The 23,687-nt window shown below is 40.4% G+C and carries 15 protein-coding genes; all 15 read left to right on the top strand.

The window, feature by feature from the left end; all coding sequences use genetic code 11:
* The first annotated feature begins 44 nt into the window (after nt 1-44).
* The 15 genes from Q8S11_RS15060 to Q8S11_RS14990 all read left to right on the top strand — a co-directional run bounded on the left by Q8S11_RS15060 (nt 45) and on the right by Q8S11_RS14990 (nt 23,643).
* Nucleotides 45-1,622, top strand: a complete 1,578-nt coding sequence (locus Q8S11_RS15060; RefSeq protein ID WP_305662949.1) for a RagB/SusD family nutrient uptake outer membrane protein — start codon at nt 45-47, stop codon at nt 1,620-1,622.
* Nucleotides 1,623-1,781: 159 nt separating this feature from the next.
* Nucleotides 1,782-3,065 (top strand): aminotransferase class V-fold PLP-dependent enzyme, encoded by a 1,284-nt coding sequence (locus Q8S11_RS15055; RefSeq protein ID WP_305662948.1) that lies wholly within the window; start codon nt 1,782-1,784, stop codon nt 3,063-3,065.
* Between the two features lie 115 nt (nt 3,066-3,180).
* Nucleotides 3,181-4,233: a Gfo/Idh/MocA family protein gene (locus Q8S11_RS15050; protein WP_305662947.1), complete on the top strand. Its 1,053-nt coding sequence runs from the start codon at nt 3,181-3,183 to the stop codon at nt 4,231-4,233.
* A gap of 73 nt (nt 4,234-4,306) precedes the next feature.
* Complete coding sequence (locus Q8S11_RS15045; RefSeq protein ID WP_305662946.1) at nt 4,307-7,300, top strand: DPP IV N-terminal domain-containing protein; 2,994 nt, start codon at nt 4,307-4,309, stop codon at nt 7,298-7,300.
* 26 nt (nt 7,301-7,326) lie between these two features.
* Nucleotides 7,327-8,256, top strand: coding sequence for an RraA family protein (locus Q8S11_RS15040; RefSeq protein WP_305662945.1), 930 nt, complete (start codon nt 7,327-7,329; stop codon nt 8,254-8,256).
* 121 nt (nt 8,257-8,377) lie between these two features.
* Entirely contained in the window at nt 8,378-8,962 is a 585-nt protein-coding gene (locus Q8S11_RS15035; RefSeq protein WP_305662944.1) for an RNA polymerase sigma factor, read from the top strand.
* 125 nt (nt 8,963-9,087) lie between these two features.
* On the top strand, nt 9,088-10,233 hold the full coding sequence (locus tag Q8S11_RS15030) for a FecR family protein (protein ID WP_305662943.1): 1,146 nt from the start codon (nt 9,088-9,090) through the stop codon (nt 10,231-10,233).
* Between the two features lie 137 nt (nt 10,234-10,370).
* Entirely contained in the window at nt 10,371-13,721 is a 3,351-nt protein-coding gene (locus Q8S11_RS15025; protein ID WP_305662942.1) for a SusC/RagA family TonB-linked outer membrane protein, read from the top strand.
* Between the two features lie 46 nt (nt 13,722-13,767).
* Complete coding sequence (locus tag Q8S11_RS15020; RefSeq protein ID WP_305662941.1) at nt 13,768-15,330, top strand: SusD/RagB family nutrient-binding outer membrane lipoprotein; 1,563 nt, start codon at nt 13,768-13,770, stop codon at nt 15,328-15,330.
* An 87-nt stretch (nt 15,331-15,417) separates the two neighbouring features.
* A complete protein-coding gene (locus Q8S11_RS15015; protein WP_305662940.1) occupies nt 15,418-17,214 on the top strand; it encodes a c-type cytochrome in 1,797 nt (598 codons plus the stop codon).
* Entirely contained in the window at nt 17,192-18,037 is an 846-nt protein-coding gene (locus tag Q8S11_RS15010; RefSeq protein WP_305662939.1) for a carbohydrate-binding family 9-like protein, read from the top strand. The genes Q8S11_RS15015 and Q8S11_RS15010 overlap by 23 nt, the downstream gene beginning before the upstream one ends.
* A 40-nt stretch (nt 18,038-18,077) precedes the next feature.
* Nucleotides 18,078-19,199, top strand: a complete 1,122-nt coding sequence (locus tag Q8S11_RS15005) for a lactonase family protein (RefSeq protein WP_305662938.1) — start codon at nt 18,078-18,080, stop codon at nt 19,197-19,199.
* 270 nt (nt 19,200-19,469) lie between these two features.
* Complete coding sequence (locus tag Q8S11_RS15000) at nt 19,470-20,738, top strand: M28 family peptidase (RefSeq protein WP_305662937.1); 1,269 nt, start codon at nt 19,470-19,472, stop codon at nt 20,736-20,738.
* A gap of 33 nt (nt 20,739-20,771) precedes the next feature.
* The gene (locus Q8S11_RS14995) at nt 20,772-22,112 is read left to right on the top strand and encodes an AGE family epimerase/isomerase (RefSeq protein WP_305662936.1); all 1,341 of its coding nucleotides are present in this window, start codon (nt 20,772-20,774) and stop codon (nt 22,110-22,112) included.
* 565 nt (nt 22,113-22,677) lie between these two features.
* The gene (locus tag Q8S11_RS14990; protein ID WP_305662935.1) at nt 22,678-23,643 is read left to right on the top strand and encodes an amidohydrolase; all 966 of its coding nucleotides are present in this window, start codon (nt 22,678-22,680) and stop codon (nt 23,641-23,643) included.
* Nucleotides 23,644-23,687: the final 44 nt, after the last annotated feature.

Here is a 23,687-nt window from a genome sequence, read left to right as displayed (position 1 = left end):
ATCATGATCGATTCATCGCCATTGAAAAACTAACAAATAAACAGATGAAAAAATTTAAATATATATTTTCAATGATCTTTATCAGTTTAGGAATGAGTTCCTGTACTGAAAAATTTCTGGATGCCGTACCTAATGATCAATTAAGTGGGGCCACTTTCTGGAAAACAGAAAGTGATATTAATATGGCACTCGCGGGTGCATATCGGGGTTGGGAAAATGGGATGGATGTGGTTATGCGGGATGCGATGACCGACAATGATTATAGCTGGATGGCTGTAACGGGTTACCAGCAAGTTGGAAATGGATCAGTAAACCCACAAACCGTCTCCATTGGTAATGGCGGAAGGGTTTTCAGCTATGCCCAAATCAGAAAATACAATTCCTTCCTCGAGAATATTGAGGGAATGACCATAGATGCAGCATTGAAGGAAAGGCTAAAGTCTGAAGTACGTTTTTTAAGGGCTTATAATTACTTTCTGAAAGCCATGTTCTTCGGGGACATGCCTCTAATCACAAAAACTACTCCCTCAACAGAATTACCATCCCGTACTCCGGTTGCGCAAATCTATGCTTTCATCCTGGATGAACTTGACAAGATCAGCAAGATCCTTCCAGTACAGAATAACATCACAGCAAAGGGGCATATAACCAGAGGCTCCGCATTGGCATTAAAGGCCAGATTAGAGCTGTATATGGGTAAATACGCCGAAGCCATGGCTTCATCTAAAGCTGTGATCGACATGGGCGTTTATGAGCTATATCCAAATTATGAGCAACTATTTTATCGTCAGAATAAAGCAAATAATAAGGAAGCCATCGCTGAGATTCAGCATATTCAAAATGATTATGCGACTTCAATCCCATGGCAAAGACTTCCGGCATGGAAGGGCGGTTATTCTGAAAATGCGGTATCCAGAAGTATTGTAGAAGAATATGAAACTATAAACGGATTGAAAATTTCTCAGGATCCGGCTTATGACTCAAATAAGCCGTTTGCAAACCGCGACCCAAGGTTGGCCATGTCTATTGCTTATCCGGGTTCCAACTGGTTTGGCAGAATATATACAGCTTTGGATCCTCAGTTTGGTGGAAGTTCAAATCCTGATTATTACCTGAATGATGGCTCAAAAGCGGCTCAAATGTCTAAAAAGTACCTTGATGCAGGAATTCAGAATGCTGAACGTCAGAATTTCGATGCACCTATTATGGTAATCAGATTAGCCGAAATGTACCTCACCTATGCTGAAGCAGCGGTGGAAAGCGGTCAGAATCTGGTTCTGGGACTTGAGTATTTAAATAGAGTCAGGACCCGAGCCGGACAAATCAATGCCACTGTATTGAACCGCGAACTGGTTCGCCGTGAAAGACGGGTTGAACTGGCATTTGAAGGGTTAAGATATTTTGACATCAAACGCTGGAATATTGGTCCAACGGTAATGAACGGAGCATTTCATGGAAGCCGTATGGGTACAGTAAATCAAACTACAGGTGAAGTTACCTGGGGAACAGGATATATTCTGGTCGAAAACAGAACATTTTATCCCTCAAGAAATTATCTGTTACCAATACCTCAATCAGAAATTGATGTGAACAAGAACATGACACAAAATCCGGGTTATTGATACAATTAAGTATTAAGCCAGATTGTTTTCTATCAGGTGTATTATGATACGCCTGATAGAAGATAGTATTGTAAATCCAAATGAAAGTAGCAGGATAATAAGCTCTGACACAATAGATTTGATAAACTGTCTACAGAATTAATTAAACATAAAACAAAAATGGAAAGATCAACCTTTTTAAAATCCCTGGCTGGAGTGGGTGTTAGCACCATCGGACTGGGTTCCCTGAGTTCATGCAAACCGGAAAACAGTTCCGTCGATCCGGATGTAATGCCCTCTCATATTACCGGCAGTTCGCCGGATTTTACAAAAATCAGAGCGGATTTTCCGAGGGTGAAAGAGGAGATATACATGGATAATGCCTCCACCCACCCAATCAATATTTACACTGCAGCGGCTTTACATCGTTATGCAGAATGGGCGAAGAACGAAGTTGGAGAACCCTGGTGGCCCCTTTATTCAGAAACCAGACAGGAATGTAAAGATAGTTTTGCAAAATTGATCAATGCAGATAATGACGAGATCTCCTTTGCCCGAACTACTGTTGAAGCTGAAAACAATATCCTGAATGGAATGGATTTCAAAGGGGGCAATGTAGTAACCACAGACCTTCACTATTCTGCCAGTCTCTACAGTTACAAAATGCGTGAACAGCGTGATGGTTTAAAAGTGAAAATCATTAAACATAATGACTGGCGTTTTGATGTGAAAGACTTTGAAGGGGTTATTGACAAAAACACAAAACTGGTAGCCATCACTCTGGTTTCCAATGTGAATGGATTTTTGGTAAAAGATGTCAAGGCCATCAGTGACCTGGCCCATGCCAATGGGGCGGTGCTCTATGTCGATTTCATTCAGGGTGTTGGTGCTGTGCCGGTTGATGTTAAAGCAATGGGAATCGACCTTGCTGCCTGTTCAACCTTCAAATGGCTCATGGGTAGTAAAGGGTTTGGGTTTATGTATGTTCGTAAAGACCTGCAGGATACCGTGGTTCGTACCACTCACCATAATGGAGGTATAAAATATAATTATGCACCATGGACTGATACTCCGGACCCTGCCTTGCCTGAGATTAGTTTTACTCCGGGTACCGGTCCGCGCATATATGAAGTTAGTTATCCATCCTACGAAGGGGTTACATGTGCAATTACCTCACTGAAATATATCCACGCATTGGGAGTAGACAACATTCGCAATTATGTCAGAACCTTAACCGACCGTCTGGCGACAGAAATGCCTAAAATTGGTTATACTTCGATCACTCCGGAGGGAAATGAGAGCCCGATTATTGTATTTCTGGCAAAAGACCCGGATGAAACGATGAAGAAATTGCGTGCGGCTAAGATTCATGTGGCTATGCGGTTCGGAAATAAACTAAGAATTTCCCCATCAATTTATAATAACCAGGAAGATATTGACAAACTGCTCAGTATACTTTCATAATAAAACCATTTCGGGGAGGGGAGTTTGAAATCCCCCTCCCCGAAATTTTGGCAAGATTCCTCCGGCTTCCAGCATCATTATAAACTCAGGTCGCGATAAGTTCAATTAATAAAACATGAAAAATATAGACAGGCGGAAATTCCTTTCTGGTCTTGCAATTGCAGGAGCAGGCTTAGCCTCAATAAATCCGATTCAGGTTTTGGGTAATAATCAATCACAAAAAATTACCAGAATTGGAATAATCGGACTCGACACATCTCAGGTAACCATGATTATCAGTCATATTAACAATATCCCTGGCCCGGGATATGATGTGGTACAACCAGTGTGGGATAGCTCATTTGAAGGATTCAAGGTTGTCGCCGCCTATCCTTATGGAAGCAAAAAAATAGAATCGAGTATAAAACAAATCCCAACTTATGTTGGGAAAATGAAGGAAAATGGCGTCGAACTGGTAGACTCAATTCAGGCTTTGCTATCCGGGGTAGATGCAGTTATGCTGATGACTTTTGATGGCCATCCGCGCGTTGAACAAGCAATGGAGGTGATTAAAGCAGGTAAACCTCTTTTTATCAACAAACCTTTTGCAGCCTCTTTAAAGGATGTAATTACCATTATGGACGCTGCAAAAAAATACAATAGTCCGATTTTTTCCTCATCACCAACACGATATTTAAAAGGTGCGCAGGCTGCCCGGAATGGAGAAATAGGTGCTATTATGGGTGGAGATTCTTATAGTGGATGTCCCCTTGAGCCTACTCACCCTGATTTTTACTGGTATGGAATTCACGGAATTGAAATTCTATTCACGATTATGGGCAAAGAATGTCATACCGTACAACGCAAACATACTCTAAATACGGATCACGTAGTTGGAATCTGGGACAATGACCGAATCGGTACCTACAGGGGAATCCGAAAAGGGAAAGTTACCCACAGTGGAGTAGCCTACGGCTTAAATGAGATCCTGCCCGCAGGTTCTTTCAATGATGTTGGACACCGTCCGCTGGTTATTGACATGCTAAAATTCTTCAAAAACGGTATTAGTCCGGTAAGTATGGAAGAAACCCTCGCAATCCATGTATTTATGGAAGCTGCTGATGAAAGTAAAAGGCAGGGAGGCAGGTCTGTAAGTATGCAGTCTGTGCTCGCTAAAGCCAAATCCTAATTAATTGATTTATAGCTATTTAATAATATGATTGATCAATATATTTTTTTCTGAAATTAACCCGAATAATCCGATGAAACAAAAAATCTTATTCCTGAGCTGTGCTATTTTATTCAATTTTGTCATTACATCCTGCAAAAATAATGCAATTGATGTAACGGTTTCAGAAGGCACCAATATGGCTGTTGCCCTGTCACCCGACAATTCAACATTGGCAATGGCTTTACAAGGCACAATCTGGACAATCCCGGTTGAAGGCGGAAAAGCAATAAGCGTAACCGATGAAATGGGAGATTCCCAGGAACCTGCATGGTCGCCTGACGGCGAAAAAATTGTCTTTCACTCCTACCGGGATGGAACTTATCATATCTGGACAATCAACAAGGATGGCTCAGGCTTAACACAATTAACTTCGGGAACATCGGATAACAGGGAACCTGATTGGTCACCAGATGGTAAATCGATCGTCTTCTCTTCCGACAGAAGCGGAAATTATGATATCTGGCAAATTGATCTTGCGAGCAAAACACTTAAGCAGCTCACATCCGATCAGGCAAATGATTCAAATCCTGCATTTTCAACCAGCGGGACCAAAATCGCATTTGTTTCAAATAGAACAGAATCCGGAATTTATATTCTTGAAAACGGAGCAGAAAAACTGGCGATTTCTGAAGCTATGCGTATTGCTGCACCTTCCTGGAATAATGACGATAGCAAGATAAGCTATGTAGCATTTACCGGCAAATCAATGCTTTTTGATGATAAAAATACGAGTTATATCCAGCTGGCTAACCTGAGTGATGGCAGTACTGAACAAATATCTGCCGGTGAGGAAGATCTGTTCCCTTTCCGCATCAACTGGACTGCTGACAATAAGTTAATATACACAGCCGATGGGCTTATCAGGAAAAGGATAATCGGGCAATCATCGGTTGAAACTATTCCTTTTGAAGCCACTTTTACGCTTAACCGAAAGCCTTACAAAAAGAAAAAGTATGATTTTGACAATACTGAAGATCAGAAAGCTTTAGGCATTGCAAGTCCGGTTGTATCTGATGATGGAAAGAAAATAGCTTTTGCAGCCAAAGGAGATATTTTTATCCAGGAGATAGACGGTAAACTCATCCAGTTAACCAACGATTCATTTGTAGACCTGGAACCTGACTGGTCGCCTGATGGCAATACTCTCGCCTATATTTCTGACCGGGGAGGTATCATGAACATTTGGTTACATGATCTTAAAACCAATCAAAGTCGCTTGCTTACCGGACAGATTAAGGACGATGTATCCTACCCAAGCTGGTCGCCTGATGGTAAAAAAATTGCCTATTATACCCAGAACTACATGAAGAAATGGGGCTATGGCGTTCTGCATATTGCCGATGTGGCCAGCGGTGAAATCAAAGTGGCAAATAAATCACTTTGGGTACCAAGCAAACCTTCCTGGTCACCGGATGGTAAGACGGTAGCCATGATGGCCTTAAAAGCTTATTCCACCCGTTTCCGTGAAGGTGTCAATAACTTCATGCTTGTATCACTTGAAAAAGATACGGCAGTAATGGTTTCACCTGATTCTGCCAAACCACTTGGAATGCGTGTGCAGAATGGCCCTGCCTGGTCGCCGGATGGAAAAACCATTGCCTATACCAAAGATGGTACACTGTGGACTATTGCGGTAAACTTAAACGGTGAAATTTCAGGTAAAGAGAAAAAACTAACCGATGAGCTTGCTGATAACCTGAGCTGGACAGGAGATTCAAAAACTATAGTATATATCGCAACTGATAGGTTAAAACAGATAGATGTAGCTAGTGGTAAAGTAAAGGAAATAGCAATTGACCTTAAATGGAAGACTGAAATCCCCACAGAGGAATATATCATTCATGCTGGAAAAGTATTTAATGGAAAGGATAGCACGTACCAGGAAAATATGGATATCTATATTAAGGGGCACCGAATCAGCGATATCAAACCTCATCAGAATCCCAAGCCAGGGATTAAAATTATTGATGCATCAGACAAGGTGGTAATGCCAGGACTTTTCGAAATGCATACGCACCAAAGTTCAAATACAGGCATAAAACTCGGCAATGTCTGGTTATCCTATGGTATTACTTCTGTTAGGGAACCGGGAGCAGATCCATATGATGCGCTGGAACGCAAAGAAGCCTGGGAAAGCGGTGTTCGTCCGGGACCTAGACTATTCTTTACCGGTGGATTAACTGATGGTTCCCGTATAGCTTACGGACTGGAGAATAGTGTAACCGATGCCAAACATATTAGAATGGAATTGGAAAGGGCCAAAAAATTGGGCTATAGCCTGATCAAGACTTATGTAAGGATGCCTGATTCTATTCAAAAGGTTCTTACTGAAGGTGCCCATGAAATAGGCATTCCTCTCTCTTCTCATGAACTTTATCCCGCCACAAAATACAATGTTGATGCTATTGAGCATCTCTCAGGTACCAGCCGCAGAGGCTATTCAATGCTGCTTGATGCGAATTTCAGAAGCTATCAGGATGTGGTGCAACTGGTTGCTAAATCCGGGATCAATATCACCCCAACGGCCTGCTTAAGAACAGGATATTTCAGGCTGGCTAAACAGTACGATGAATTATTAAATGATGAACGGAACAGGAAATTCCTCACTCCGGAATTTTTGCAAGGCCTTTATGTACAAACCAACAAGTTTGACTCCCTTAGAACACCAAAAGCCGATGCCAACTATAAAGCACTTCTGAAAACAATCAAAGCGATCTCTGATGCCGGCGGAAGCATTACCGCAGGTACTGATGCACCTTTTGCCCCTTTCGGAAGCAGTTTGCACTCAGAACTATGGGTTTATGTTGATGCAGGTCTCTCTCCTTTCAAGGCTTTGCAATCAGCAACCATTCAGGCCGCAAAAGTTGTTGGGGTTGACAAGGATTTGGGCAGTATCGAAACAGGAAAACTGGCCGATTTAATCATTGTAGATGGTGATCCTTTAAAAAGAATTCAGGATGCAATGAAGATCAGAACTACAATCAAAAATGGCAAACTCCACACGATTGAAACATTACTGAAATAATTGATTATTGATTAAAATATTGATTTATGAAATTTTTTAAAATACAGCTCATTGCAGCATTAGTACTGCTTTCTACATCAGTTCATGCACAAAACCTAACCATCAGCCGGCAGGAAATGATAGAATTAACCCCGAAATGGACAGGGGAACGCTTTCCTGACGGAAGGCCAAAAGTTTCTGATGACCTGCTTAAACGAATGAAAAGAGTCCCGCTGGAGCAGGCATGGGGAGTACTTAAAGCGGCAGGTTATTTACACCAATATGAGGGGAACTGGAAAAATATTCATGCCGGAGAGGTTTTGGTTGGAAGGGCATTAACGGCACAATACATGCCCATCAGGCCTGAGGTGAGAGAACATCTTGAAAAAGAAGGTAAAGCAGATGGACGGGTGGGCGATATGGTTTCCTGGCCAATTGATATGCTTAGCAAAGGCGATGTTTATGTAGCTGATTCTTATGGGAAAGTAGTAGATGGCCCGATTATCGGAAGTAACCTTGCAACAGCAATTCTGACTAAATCAGGCAATGGGGTCGTTTTTAATGGTACGGTGAGAGACCTGAGGGATCTGGAGGCAATGCCGGGCTTCACCTCTTTTATCAGGGGAGATCATCCTTCCCATCAGACAGAAATGATGCTCAAAGGAGTGAATGTAGCCATCAGGATCGGACCGGTAACTGTTTTGCCGGGAGATATCGTTTTGGGATATCTTGATGGTGTAGCCTTTATTCCGCCCCACCATGCCGAAAAAGTAGTGAAAGTGGGAGAACTGGTTCTGGTAAGGGACGAATTCGGGCAGATCAGATTAAAAGAAGGAAAATATACTTCCGGACAGATCGATAACCGCTGGACAGCAGAAATAGAAGCTGATTTCGCGAAATGGATAAGTGCAAACCCCGGCAAACTGCCCTATTCTCAGGCCGAAATGCAGGAGTTGTTGAAGGAGAGGACTTGGTAGATTAGAAATCTGTTTTTCAGGACCAAAACATAAATATTCATTTTCCTTAGTTCGACTGTGTAAATATTTTTGCATAATTGCTATATTAGACTTTCGCTATACTCGTCTACCTATAGTACTAATGTCTTATTATCAAACACTGTCCGATAAGGAATTGACAGCTCTTTTGCATGAAGGGGATGAAAGGGCTTTTACCGAAATTTACGAGCGTTACCATAGCCTGCTCTATATCTATGCTCATAAAAAGCTGAGTAATAAACAGGAAGCACAGGATATTATTCATGAGGTTTTAACCACATTATGGATCAGGCGCTTTGATTTTTTAATGCAAACTTCTCTTCCATCTTATCTTTTCACGGCAGTCCGTAACAAAGCCCTGGATCTATTTTCACATAAAAAAGTTGAAGCAAGGTACCTGGCATCATTACAAAATTTCATAGATGACGCAGGAATTCAAACAGATTTTCTGATTCGGGAAAATGATTTAAAAAATCTGATCGAAAAAGAAATAAAGGCACTTCCTCCTAGAATGAAAGAAGTGTTTCAGCTAAGCAGGAAAGATAAACTTACACATAAAGAAATAGCCCATCTCATGGAAATATCTGAGCAAACCGTATCAACTCAGATTAAAAAAGCATTACGTATTCTTCGTGTGCGATTAGGGCTAATCACATACCTAATTATGTTGCTTTTATATAAATTATAAAATTAGTTTGACTCTTCTATATTACTGAGTCCAACCAATATTAATATTTTTTTCAATTCCCAATACCTATCAGATAGTGGCTTTGCCGTCTTAGGAGTATAAAGAGAATAAAGTCTTGGAAGCTCATGAAGGAAGCGAAGGAATTGCTTGACAAATACAGGTCGGGAAAATGTAACCCGAAAGAAAAACTACTTCTGCAAAAATGGTTTCATCACTTGCATGAAGACGAATTAACTGAGCTTACTGAAACCGACCTGAGAATTGCAAAAAAAGAATTCAGGCAGAAAATGATTGCTGATATCAGCAAATCCAAACTACCTACCCTTTGGCCACGAATCATATCTGCAGCAATCATTATCTTCATTATTTCAGTAGGCACATTGTTTTATCAGGACTATATAAAAAATTCTGATGCAAAACACGCTATTTCAGAGGTACAAAATGATATCTCCCCCGGTGGCAACATTGCTACTTTAACCTTAGCCGACGGTCGAAAAATCAGTTTAACAGATGCAAAAAATGGGCAGCTTGCTGAGCAATCCGGTATAAAAATTAGCAAGACAGCTGATGGTCAACTGGTTTATAATATCTCGAATTCAGAAAACTCTTCTCAATCACTTTCGTATAATACGATTGAAACACCTCCAGGCGGGCAATATCAGGTAATCTTACCTGACGGAAGTAAAGTATGGTTAAACTCGGCTTCATCCTTACGCTACCCGGTTAGATTTACAGGCAATGAACGAAGGGTAGAAATAAGCGGAGAAGCCTATTTTGAAGTTGCTCATAACAGAAAAATGCCATTTAGAGTCATAAATAGCAACCAAACAGTTGAAGTTTTGGGAACTCATTTCAATATAATGGCATATCCCGATGAAGGAAGCACGAATACTACTTTAATCGAGGGTTCCGTAAGAATTATTAAAGAAAATAAAAGCAAAATAATAACACCTGGTCAACAAACAAGAATTAAGAATGGAGACATAGATGTAGCGACTGTTGATGTCAGTCAGGTTACAGCCTGGAAAGACGGATATTTTATGTTCAAAAACGAAGATATTCAAAGTATTATGAGACAGATATCCCGATGGTACAACCTAAAAGTGGAGTACCAGGGATCTTTTTCTGAAAAGGTTTTCGGCGCAAAAATATCCCGAACCAGAAATGTATCCGAGGTACTTGAGATTTTGGAATCAACAGGTTCAATACATTTTAAAATTATTCCCGGAGATGCACAGGGGAAAGAAAGGAGGATAATAGTTATGCCTTAATCCCTACTTAAAAAGGGTAAATAAAAAAACCGGAGCGCTACGAACGCACCGGTTCAAATCTGTCATTAAGACAGTTTCAGGCTTACCCGCTTACAACGTGATATCGACAAACTTATAAACCTAAACAATACAAATGTATGAAAATTCCTTCTCATAGGATATGCAGTGTGCAATATTCCACCGCCTATAAACTACTTCTGATTATGAAACTTTCTATTGTTTTAATGATCTTTACCATACTTCAGGCAAGCGCCGCAGGGTATGCTCAAAAGATCACTTTATCTCAGAAAGATGCTACTCTTGAACAGGTATTCTGGTCAATTAGCAGCCAAAGTAAATATGAATTTGTGTATGACGCCACGATGCTGAAAGAAGCAAAACCTGTGGATGTAAAGTTCAAAAACTCATCGATTGAAAGTGTACTTAACCGCTGTTTCACCGATCAACCTTTGAATTATACAATCAGAGGCAACATTGTGATTGTAAAAAGAAAACCTCTACTCTTTCAACAGCCAAAGATTACAGATATAACTCCACTTATTGAGGATGCTCCGCCAATTATCATCAGGGGGCAGGTGGTCGACTCAAAAGGTGAGTCACTTCCCGGGGTGAGTGTACGTGTCAAGGGTTCCGCACTGGGAACGGCGACTGATATGCAGGGGAATTATTCACTGAATGCCTCTGATACTGATATTTTGGTTTTCAGTTATATAGGATATGTAGCCCAGGAAATTGCTGTTAATGGCAGAACTACATTAAATGTAACCTTACGTGAAGATCTTCAGATTCTAGGAGAAATTGTTGTAACCGCTCTTGGTATTGAGAGGGAAGCCAAATCACTGACTTATGCCGTTCAAAACATCAAAGGCGACAAGATGAATGAAGCAAAAGAGACCAACTTAATCAATTCACTACAAGGAAAAGTTGCCGGTGTTACCATAACAAAAGATGCAACCGGACCAGGTGGTGATTCTAAGGTACTAATTCGGGGGAATCGCTCTATTACTAACAGCAATCAACCTTTATATGTAATTGATGGAGTCCCTTTAAGCGGAAACGTTGGAATGCTTAATTCCGATGAAGTTGAAAGTATGACCATCCTGAAAGGTGCCTCTGCTGCAGCTTTATATGGTAGTCAGGGCCAAAATGGTGCCATCATTATTACCACTAAAAGAGGAAAAGCTAATCAAACAGTAGTTAACTTCATTAGCGGACTGGGTTTGGATCAAGCGGCGGTACTACCAGAATTGCAATATGAATATGGCCAGGGAGATGCCGGCATTTATAGCTCAAACTCTGAACGTAGCTGGGGGCCGAAGGCAACAGGACAAATGGTTACTCTTTGGAATGGGAAAAGCGTTCCATTAACGGGACAGCCAGATAATTTAAAGAATTTTTTCAGAACTGCCCAAACATATAATAATACCCTTAGTGTTAGTGGAGGCGGTGAAAAAATGCAAACCTATTTCTCCTACGGGAATACAATGGCAGAGGGTATTCTAACGAACAATGATCTTACACGACACAATGTTGATCTTAAAACAGATAATACTATCTCATCCAAACTTTCTATCTCAACAAAAATGAGCTATATTTTTGAAGATGTAAACAACCGCCCAGTGCCGGGAGGAAGCGGAAACTATGTATTACCTTCAATTTTTAGTGCTCCTACTTCTATTCCTTTAGACGAAATGAAAAACTTTGCCTATACAGACAATACAGGTACTGAAAGGCAAAGCTACTGGTTACCTGGTTCTTCGGTTCTGGTAAATCCATATTGGGCATTAAACAGAATAAATTACTACCAAAAAAGGGATCGTGTTCTCGGTCTGGTTTCGGCAAAATATGAATTTAATGATTGGCTTAATCTTCAGGTTCGTGGTAGTATTGACAAGACCATTCAAAACAACAACCGAAAAGTATATGCCGATTCCTATTTTAGTCAGGTTGGATCAAACTTTGATTATGGTACAAACAGAAGTCAGGGAATCAATGTTGATGCCCTATTGTCCTTTAAACGTAACCTTGGAAATAAATTTGATGTTTTAGGAAATTTTGGAGCTTCATTACAAGAGAGTAAATATGAAAGTATTACCGGTAGCGCGAATGGTTTAAATAAGCCAAATTTTTTCTACATGCAAAATGCGAAGTCACCTTTCTTTACTACACTTGATGGAAGGACTCCACGCGTTCAATCGCTTTACGGTACTGCAACTTTTGCATATAACAATTATCTGTATCTGGATGTCACTGCAAGGAATGACTGGTCATCAGCTTTGCCTGCCGAAAGTCAATCTTACTTTTATCCTTCTGTTGGTTTATCTGCAATCGTATCAGATATGGTTAAACTACCTTCATGGGTATCCTATGGAAAGGCAAGCCTGACCATGGCTAATTCAGGTTATGGTGGAACTCAATATCTCGATCGGAACTATTACTCTGTTGGTATTGGCGGGGCAATTATTACACCTAATATTCAGTCATTGGGAACCTACAAGCCTGAACTGACTACTTCATACGAAGCCGGATTAGACTGGAAATTTTTCAACAACCGGGTAGGAATGAATTTTACCTACTATAACACTCAAACCAAAAATCAACTTTTATTAATTGGATTACCTGCAGCTTCATTATTTGACAGAAAATATATTAATGCCGGATTAATTCAAAATCAGGGAGTTGAACTTGTTGCTAATTTGTCTCCAATTGCGGGTAAAAATTTCAGGTGGGATATGGGAGTAAATTATTCCAAAAATATCAATAAGGTAAAGGAACTTACTGAAACGATAAAGTCAATTGTTATTGGAGAGGGAGATAACGTATATCTGATCAAGGTTGACGAAGGCAGCAGTTATGGTGATATGTATGTCAGAGGTTGGAAAGAGGATGCTCAAGGACGGAAACTGGTTGAAAATGATGGAACACCAATTTTGACAGATGGTCTGGATCAGTTCGTTGGGAACTTTAACCCTGATTATATGCTCGGTTTTTCAAATGAGTTTTCATTTAAGAATCTTTCCATGAGCTTTTTAATTGATCACAGGCAGGGAGGTACAGTTATTGGTGGCACACAGGCACTTATTGATGCTTATGGCCATTCAAAAAATTCATTATTAGGTCGTGAAGGTGGTATTGTATTGGATGGATACAGGGAAGATGGCACAAAAAACACAACTGCTGTTGCTTCACAAAAATATTTTGGATTAATAGGAGGCAGATACCCCTCTGCAGGTTTTTACAGCTATTCGTCAACAAATACAAGATTGCGTGAATTTATTTTAGGATATCAGCTTAGTGATAAATTAATAAGCAAATATCGGTTTATTAAAAGTGCAAAATTGTCATTAGTTGGAAGGAATTTGTTTTTCTTCAAAAAAGCTGCACCAATAGATCCGGAAGTAACCAGAGGTATAAATGGTAGCGGTTTAGAATATGCAGCTTTACCTACATCCCGTAATTTTGGTCTTAATCTGAAGGTGTCATTTTGACAATCTAATTCCACTTTTGATAAATTAATTATTAAAAACGTACGAAATGAAACATCAAATATTAACACAATTCAGAGTATATCTCTGCTTTAGCTTAGTAATTCTGGCCATTAGCTCGGGATGTACTAAAAATTATTCGGAATTAAATACAGACCCAACCAGATTAACTTCGCTAAACTCAGGTGATGTTAAGGGATTATTCACGAATGCACAATACATGGCTATGTATTCCGGCAGATCATCTTCAGAATATCAGTACGCACAAGGCTTTTTTGCCGATTTGTTTGCTCAATATTCAGCAATCACTGCAACATTCGACCCTACAGACCGATACAATATCGCTCAAGAGTGGATCCAGGAGCAATGGATCGCAACTTATACTAAGTCTTTGCCACCACTTATGTCAATTTTAAAGGAAACAAAGACGCCTGAAACAAAAGCTTTGAATTCCATCGCACGAATTTGGAAGGTATTTGTAATGCATCGGGCTACAGATTATTACGGCCCTATACCTTACTCAAAAATTGGTTCAGACAGCACTGTAGTATCCTATGATTCCCAAAAAAGTATCTATATGGATCTTTTTAAAGAATTAAAAGAAGCAACTGATGTACTTAATGCTAATATTACTCAACCTTCTTATGGAGATAAAGATGTAATTTACAATGGCGATAACAGAAAATGGGTCAGATTTGCGAATACACTGCGTTTACGCTTAGCTTTAAGAATTTCTGACGTAGAACCTGCAATGGCAAAAACAGAAGCGGAAGCTGCTGTTGCCGGAGGAACAATGGCTGAATTAAGTGACGATGCTTATCTTAAAGTTGGGGGCGTAAACTATAACGGATATAACAGACAATCCGGTTGGAATGAATTCAGGATGAGTTCTACAATGGAAAGTGTATTAGGCGGTTATGACGATCCAAGAATGAGCAAATATTGGGCTCCGGCTGTAAATACCGGCAAATATGCAGGGGTTAGAAACGGAATGAATGTGGCAGAAATTGTTGCACCTGCTAATGACCCTGATAATACTTCAGGCCCGAGTGAGGCACTTCTTCCGGGTAGTATGTTCAAAACACCTTCTACCGTGATGTACACTGCAGAAGCATATTTTCTTCGTGCCGAAGGAGCCTTGAATGGATGGAATATGGGTGGTACTGCCGAAGCAATGTATGAAAAAGGTATAGAAATGTCCCTCAGAACATGGGGAATAACTGATAATGCAACGATAACTAGTTATTTAAACAGCACAAACCTACCCAAAGCACCTGGTGGGTACTTCAATACCCCGGCGCTGACGGATATTCCGGTAAAATTCGCTTCCGTCCCTGAAAAACAGCGAGAGCAAATACTTACCCAAAAATGGATAGCCTTATTCCCTGAAGGACATGAAGCATGGGCATCTATCAGACGCTCAGGGTACCCTAAATTATATCCCCTGATACATTCAGATAACCCGGATGTTCCTGCAAATAAGATTATCAGACGGATCCCATTCCTGAATTATGACAGGGACAGAAATGGTGCAGCTGTAAAAGCAGCAGAAGCATTATTAGGTGGCCCGGATAACGCTGCCACTAGATTATGGTGGGATGTAAAACATTAAATTATTGTAGTTAAAACCTTTAAATTCATCCCGGAGATTTTTACATTCTCCGGGATAGATTTAAATTACATTTAATCAGAAGTCACAATGAAATTACTAAAACAATTTTTTTTACCGATTGTAAATTCCCGGAATCTTATAACGGGCATTCTGCTATTACTAATTTTGTTCACTTCATGCAGCGGTACCAAAAAATCGCCTAAAGCTGATGCAGATAATGGTGGCCTCTTTTTGCCTGATAATTTTGAGGCTTTAGTGGTTGTGGATAGCATTGGTAAGGCCAGACATTTAGCTGTTAACGATAATGGCGACATTTATGTTAAGTTAACTTTTAACCGTGCGATGGACCGGTCTGGGGGTACTGTTGGATTACGTGATTTGGATAATGATGGTAAAGCTGATTCTATCGTCTATTTTGGCGACTATAAAGATGTTGGCAGCTCTGCGGTGGGTGTAACTATTCACAATGGTTATTTATATACCAGTACTGTTAATCAGGTTCTGAGAAATAAGTTAAAACCCGGAGAACTGGTTCCGACAAGCAGGACAGAAGTAATACTTACTGATCTTGATACCAATGTGGCCAAGAACTGGCATACTACAAAGCCACTAGCCTTTGATAGTAAAGGCTATATGTATGTTCCATTTGGATCCCCTTCTGATGCAGGACAGGATATTACTAAATATGGACCAATTGGCATACCCGGGGGTAAAGGTTTAGATCCTTCACCTGAACTGATAAATCACGCCGGTATCTGGAGATTTGACGCAAACAAGAATAATCAGACTCAAAAAGATGGCTATAAATTTGCAACTGGTATCAGAAGTGTAGTTGGAATGCAATGGAGCCCTTTGGATGACAATTTATATGCTGTGATGAACGGTATTGATAATTTTCATACCATTTACCCAGATCTGTATTCGGCATGGCAAGGGGCTGTACTCCCTTCTGAACCTCTGTTAAAAGTAACCGAAGGCTCCGATTTTGGCTGGCCCTATGCATATTATGATCATATTCTCCAAAAGAATGTATTGCAACCGGGTTATGGTGGGGATGGCAAAATAATTGGCAGAGCTGCTGAATTTGATCTTCCTGTGATTGGCTTCCCTGGTCATTGGGCGCCTATGGATATCATGTTCTATCAGGGGAATCAATTCCCTGAAAGGTACAAACAAGGTGCCTTTGTGGCACTCCACGGTTCAACAGACCGCTCACCTTATCCTCAGGCTGGCTATATCGTGTGTTTTGTTCCTTTTGAGAATGGAAAAGCTACCGGTGAAATAGAAATATTTGCTGATGGCTTTACTGGAGTAGATACTGTAGTGAATACCAGCGATGCTGTTTACAGACCTATGGGATTATCAACAGGTCCTGATGGTTCGCTGTATATATCGGAGTCCAATAAAGGAAAGATTTGGCGGATTATGTATAAAGGTGATAAAGAGAAATTTGGACAAGCCCAGTTAGCCAAAATGGAAGCCCGTAAAACAAGATCATATATTAAAGAGCCAGATGCTATTAAAGACAAACTCCAGAGTGGTGATATGCTTGCAGGTAGTATCCTATATAATACCTATTGTGCAAGTTGTCATCAAAAAGACGGGAAGGGAGATAATAACCGTTTTCCACCACTTGATGGCTCAGATTGGGTAAGCGGTGATAAGACAAGACTTCTTGATGCAATTTTAAATGGGTTGCAGGGCGAAATCAAAGTTAACGGACAAAAATGGGATGGATTAATGCCTGCCCATAAGGGATTTTTAGATGATCATGCCGTCGCTTCGATTGCAACTTATATCCGTAAGAAATTTGGGAATAATGCCAGTGTCGTGTCGAGCTCCGATGTAGATATGGTCAGAAATGCCGGGAGTAAAAAAAAGTGATATACAGGAAGTAAAGACCCTGCATTTGCAGATAATAAATTTCAAACTCTGGCCCTATCACACAAGTATGACAGCCAAAAAAGCTATTACAACCTTATTTATTGTCTTATTATTGGGCCATAATGCAATTGCTCAGGTAAGCAGGCTGGATTCAGAAGGATTCCAGCCTGTCTACAATATAGTCAGGTTGAAGCATGCTATTAAAATAGATGGGGATTGGGATAAACGGGAATGGAAGAAAATTAAATCAATTGAGATCAATAATTTCATTCGAAAGAATCCTGAATTCCGCCCAATTGTACATGCTAAAATGATGTATGATTCAGAAAATGTTTATGTTATTTTTCATGTTCAGGATCGTTTTGTCAGAAGTATAACAACAGAAATCAATGGACCGGTATGGAAAGATTCTGCTGTAGAATTCTTCTTTTCTCCTAACACTGAGTTTCCCCTGATTTTTTTTAATCTCGAAGTTAATTGCGGGGGCACAGCACTGCTTGAATACAATCCAAATCCACGTATTGGACCTAAACCTAATGCAGAGGACATAAAAAAGATTGAGATCGGACATTCCTTACCAAAAATAGTGGATCCCGAAATTTCGGGACCACTAACATGGACCGTAGAATATAGAATTCCGCTTAATATGCTGGAAAATTATTCAAAAATCAGCCGGCCCAAAAAAGGTGTAATCTGGAAAGCGAATTTTTACAAAATAGCTGAAATCACCTCCAATCCTCATTATGCTACATGGTCGCCTATCAATCATCCAAAACCACAATTTCATTTGCCCCAATATTTTGGCACACTTAAATTTCGGTAAGATTTTTAAATAAATAATCTGAAACAAAAATTCTATATACATGAGAACTACAGTTTTATACACACTCCTTTTCTTACTTTGCTCCTGTGCAATTGCACAACCAAATAATGGGGAAACCTATAATCTTGTTGTAGGAACCTATACAAATAAAGAAAAAACAAATGGAATTCATGTATATAGTTTTAATACCAAAACAGGGCAATCAAGTTTTCGTTCAAAAACACTTGGGATAAGAAATCCATCCTATCTGGCTGTTAGTAAGGATAGAAAGAATTTATATTCCGTTAGTGAAGTTGAAAATGGCACAATTCAGTCATTTGCCTTTAATGCCCATACTGGTGAGCTTAACTTTTTAAATAGTGTCAGTTCAGGCGGTGATGGACCTTGCTATGTTTCTGTAGATGATAATAAGGAATTGGTCTTCGCAGCAAATTACGATTCAGGCAGCATCGCTGCGATTCGTGTTGAAAAAGATGGCTCTCTTGATACGGACATACAAAAGATACAACATGAGGAAAGTTCAGATTCAAATGCGAAACCACATGCTCATGCTGTAGTTTTATCCCCTGATGGACACTATTTACTTGCTGCAGATTTAGGAATAGATCAGGTTAAAATTTATGAAATAAATCCAGCTTCACCTCAGGCCCTATACCCGGCAAAAGTTTCTTCTGTAAGTGTCAGTAAAGGAGGAGGTCCAAGACACTTAACTTTCCATCCAAACGGAAAATATGCCTATCTGATTTTAGAGATGGGAGCTTCGATTGTTGGATTTGATTATAAAGACGGCATACTGGAAACCAAGCAGACCATTACAATGCTTTCCCCGGAATTTAAAGGTACAGTTGAAGCTGCTGATATCCATGTCTCACCTGATGGTAAATTTTTATATGGATCAAATCGGGCTGAAGCCAATGAAATAGTCATTTATTCCATCGCCAAAAATGGCATTTTGAAATATGCAGGTCGCCAAACGACCAATATAAATACTCCCCGAAATTTTGTAATAGACCCCAGCGGGAATTTTCTTTTGGTTGCTAACAGTGCAAGTAATGAAATAATAATTTTTAAGAGAGATAAAAAATCAGGCTTATTAAGTCCCGGCGGCCAAAAAATTATGGTCGACAAGCCGGTTTGCCTGAAATTTGTGGCCATAGATTGACTCCCATATAGCATACTAGCCTCTGTTGAAAGAGAGGCACAGATTAACCCTGAGCTCAAGGAAGGCCTCATGCTTTTATTTGCCCGAACTAGTCGGTTCAGGCTTAAACATTAGGCTTGAATTTTCCAGCCTTATTTCAGCACAAAAAAAAGCATTAACTTTAATGGGACATCCGGCTGTAGATTGTACTATTCTTTAGTGCAATGCAAAGTCATTGGCTTAATCCACAATCCTGAACTTATGCAAGCATATTATTAAACTCCTTTTAATATGAAGAAACAATATCTGTCAAGAAACGAATTTTTAAAGCTGGGGGGCAGTGCTATTTTACTTTCCCTTGCAGGTAATTATAAGCTTTTGGGACAATCCCTGCCTAATTCACAGCACCTGGTGGATACCCCGCTAAAAAGAGAGGCCTACCTAAAGAGATTGCTTGAAACGATTTGTACTGATATAGGTCCGCATCGGTTTGGGACCGCGGAATATGAGAAAGTGGCACTGATCTATAAAAAAGAATTTGGGTTGGCTTCTGCACAGGTTGTACAGGACTGGGTTCCTTTTTCTATGTGGGAACCAACGAGCCGGCCGGTGTTCCGTATTGGAAACACGGAACTGGAAACTATGCCATATAAAGGAATTGCGGGAACCCCGAAGGGCGGGTCCACTGGAATACTTAAAAAGGCAGAAAGAGGAAACTCTTATAAACTTGTGGATTCCAATGATAAGGTTTTAGCAACAGTTACAGTTAATTCTTATGGCAGGGCGATCTCCTCATCAGCTTACCGGAATGACCGTGAGATTGGCTATGTCGATCCGGCACAGCCTTCAGATCCCATCTTTAATATCGGCAGGCAGGATGTTCCTGCTTTGGAGGCTGCTGTTCAGAACCGTAGCCCTGTCATGGTGAATGTACAGACCCGTTTTTTGCCGCCAAAGCCAGGCTCAAGCATCATTGCGACTATTCCCGGAAAAAGCACTGAAGAAATCCTTTTCCTGGCACATGCAGACAGTCCGTACATGAGTCCCGGAGCAAATGATAACACCGCTTCAGTCATTGTCATGCTTATGCTGGCTCATTCTTTTTCAGGTACAGTCCCGAATCGCACAATTACTTTCATGGCAACAGGTGGCGAAGAAGATGGTAAGGTTGGAGCCATTCACTATGCAGAAAAAAGAAACCGCGAGGGAACAATGAAAAATATAAAGTTCGTCGTCAACTTCGACTCACTAACATGGGGACCCAATCTTCAAATTTATTCCAGAGAAAATGATATTAAAGATATGATCGCATCTATTCATCGGGATCTCAATATCAAAGCTGAACCCAAACTCTTCGACGGTGAAGGTTATAACATGGATTCAGCTCCCTTCAGGGGATCTGGAGGTAAAGCCATGTATGTCAATAGCCGTGGTTATGATGGGATAACCCTTCCTGCATACCACCGGCCGGAAGACATCCCAGCAATTGTGGGTGCTGACTGTGCTGAAATCGGCTTCCTGGTGTTTCGCGAATACATTAACCGTTTGCAGAAATTATAAAATGTAGTATAAAACAACAGAAAGTTTTTCAACATGAAGCACTCAAGACGCCATTTTATAAAACAAAACACCCTTGCCAGTTTGGGATTAATTAGCATGGGCACTATTGCCACTTATGCAGAATCAAAACCGGAACCTGGTAATTCAATTTTCAGGCAGGGTGGTCTTAAAACAATTGAAGATCTTAACATTGAAAAATTAAAGGAAAAGTATAAGGATGCATTATTCGGCGATTTACTCCCGAAACTTGACCGTGTTATTGTAGATCACGACTTAGGTGGTTTCATGTGTACAGTCAATTTAGTAAGTGGTGAGCGGGTATCAACAAACAAAAATGCATGGTACGAAGGCCGGGGCATATGGACCTATTCTTTTCTCTATAACAATTTTGGTAAAGATCCCCGGCATCTGGAAATCGCCAGGAAGTCGAAGGATTTTATTTTGAAAAATCTACCAGCTGATGACAGTTTTTTCATTTCGAATTACACCAAAGAGGGAAAGCCACTTTCGGATAAGGAAGGTGATATTTATGGTAATCTTTTTGTAGCCGAAGGCCTGGCCGAATATTCAAAAGCTTCCGGCGAAAAACAATATTTTGACCTGGCGAAGAATATTGTCTTAAAAGCTGTTGCTCGTTATGACAGGCCTGATTTTACATATCCATACAAGGCAGAAAACCGGATTAAAGGTCCAAGAATCTTAGGCCATTGGATGCTTCTGCTAAGCGTAGCCACCCAAATGCTCAGGCAAAGGCAGGATGCAGAACTTGAAACTATTGCTGACAGGTGTGTGAATGCGATCATGAACCATCATATTAACCCGGAATGTAAGGTTTTGAATGAGGCTCTTTCACATGATCTTCAGCCTCTTTCAGACCCGGTGGCATCCAGGTTTGGCGATATCGGACATGGCTGCGAAACGCTTGCCTTTGTAATGAATTATGCTGTTCTCCGAAAGGATGCGACCCTGTTTAAAAATGCTTCCAAACAGTTCAAGAGGCATGTTACAATTGCTAAAGACGATGTCTTTGGCGGTTATTTTGGTTCACTGGACAATATAGAAACAAACACCTTCTCTTTGAATAAGGCACGCTGGGTACAGGAAGAGATCCTGGCAGGCGCCCTTACCATGGTTGAACATGGAAATGACCCATGGGCATTGAATTGCTTTGCTGAAACTGAAACCTATATCACTGATAAATTTTCGCGGCCGGGATATACTTTTGTTATACGCAGCGGTGATCGTAAAGTTGAAAAACATTCACAGGTTGCACTGGCTGAACATTATCATTATCCACGCCAATTGATGCATGGTTTGCTGGCTTTTGACAGGATAATCAAAAACGGAAAAAAGGCTTCGGGAATCTTTGGATAAGGTCGGGGGTTAAATGAATTATGTGCTACAGAATAAAAAACTGAACCCGAACAAATGAGCCTTTTGCCGGGCTACCCATCCCAATGAAAATCAGCTCCGGGTAAAATAAACCTTGCCGGAGGATTATCTTCCGGCTATTCGCCTGTGGTTGGTGTTATCACCGACCAATGATTGTGTATGGTACGGTGAGAACACCGACCAGAGGGGAACCAGAACGCGATTTCTTGCCGGAAATACTCCAGAGGAAAGGGCTGAACTAGCCTATAACACACAGGTATTGCTTTTCAAAATCAACGAATTTTGGCTCCAGAGAATATCTGAATAATTATAAGCCTATCTTAAAATCTTTCTTATATCGAAATCAGGTTATTTAAATCCCACCATAATTTTTGTGACCAGTAATTCAACTCAACCTTCATATTCTTGAAAAATAGGTAAAAATCAGACAGCCAGAAAAATTTAATGGAATATTTCTTAACTTGAAAATTCATATTTATCCTGGATAAATAATATTAATCCTGCATTTTATTTGGGAATGAATGAGTTTACATGATCTGATATTGCAATGAATAGAAAAAAATTTTTAACATCCGCTTCAGTCCTGGCATTAGCTTCCTTTCCCGCATGCTCTTTGCTTTCTTCGAATCTTAGAAATCCATCCGCACTACTGCCAATCATTGACACTCATCAACACCTTGCCGATCTGGTTCGTTTTGGAAAAGCTTGGACATCCCCACCGGTTCCGGGCAATTATGACATGAAGGCCTATATGGAAGCCGTTAGCAATGTCAACATGGTGAAAGCGGTTTATATGGAAGTTGCAGTACCTGTTGCCAGACGACATGAAGAAGCTTTGTATGCGATAGAGATGTGTAAAGACAAATCCAATCCCACAGTTGCTGCTGTGATCTGTGCCGACCTCCTGAGTCCTGATTTTGAAACCTATATTACCCAGTTCAAAGGCTCAGAATACATTAAAGGCATAAGGTATGGATTTAGATCCACCGCAAGTATGAAAGACCCCCAATTGATCAGAAACGTTGAAGTTCTGGGGAGACTAAATATGAGTTTGGATTTCACGATTTCACCTGCCTGGTTGCCTGCAGTTGCTGAGCTTATCAAAACCTGCCCGGGTAGCAGATTCCTTGTAAACCATTGCGGGAATGTTGATCCAAGAGCTTTTCTGGATCCAGCCATAACAAGTGGCAAAGCTAATCATGATGCCAATGAATGGATCGCTGCAATGAAAACTGTCGCTCAAAACAAAAATGTTGTTTGTAAAATTTCCGGTATCATCTCTATAAGCTCAGGATATCCTAAATCGGCGGAAACTCTTGCCCCGGGCATAAACCATTGCCTAGATATTTTTGGGCCAAACCGGGTGATGTTTGCCAGCGACTGGCCATGGTGCTTAAAAGCCAGCGAAATTGAAAACTGGGTTAATATTCTGAAAGAGATCGTCAAAAACAGACCATATAATGAACAAAAGAAATTGTTCCACGATAATGCTGTTAAATTCTACAATATTTAAGAAACTCAAATAAGCCTATCTATAGATGATATTTCCAATATCCC

It is taken from the genome of Daejeonella sp. (assembly GCF_030695525.1).
Lineage (GTDB): Bacteria > Bacteroidota > Bacteroidia > Sphingobacteriales > Sphingobacteriaceae > Daejeonella.
This window is presented reverse-complemented; position numbering and strand designations above follow the sequence as displayed.